This is a genomic window from Bacillus sp. GbtcB10, assembly GCF_019091365.1.
Taxonomy (GTDB): Bacteria; Bacillota; Bacilli; order Bacillales; family Bacillaceae; genus Bacillus; species Bacillus altitudinis.
Map to the genome: position 1 here is coordinate 1 of NZ_JAGXJP010000211.1, position 262 is coordinate 262.

General features: G+C 37.8%; 1 protein-coding gene. It reads left to right on the forward strand.

Annotated elements, in window-relative coordinates; genetic code table 11:
• On the forward strand, window positions 1-262 hold a 262-nt coding region (locus KVT11_RS20115), incomplete at both ends, for an aldehyde dehydrogenase family protein (RefSeq protein WP_217609175.1).

Genomic DNA, 262 nt, shown 5'->3' on the forward strand with positions numbered 1-262 from the left:
TTTTAAATCATGGTCTAAGTTAACAGCAGCAGACCGTGCAGTGAAGTTAAAGAAATGGTTCACGCTTATCGATGAAAATAAAGAAGAGATTGCAGCGATCATGACGAAAGAACAAGGAAAGCCGTTTGCAGAAGCACTTGGTGAAGTGAATTATGCAAATAGCTTTGTTGAATGGTATGCAGAAGAAGGAAAACGCGTATATGGTGAAATGATTCCTGCTTCTCATCCGAATAAACGTATTTTAGTTATGAAACAACCAGTT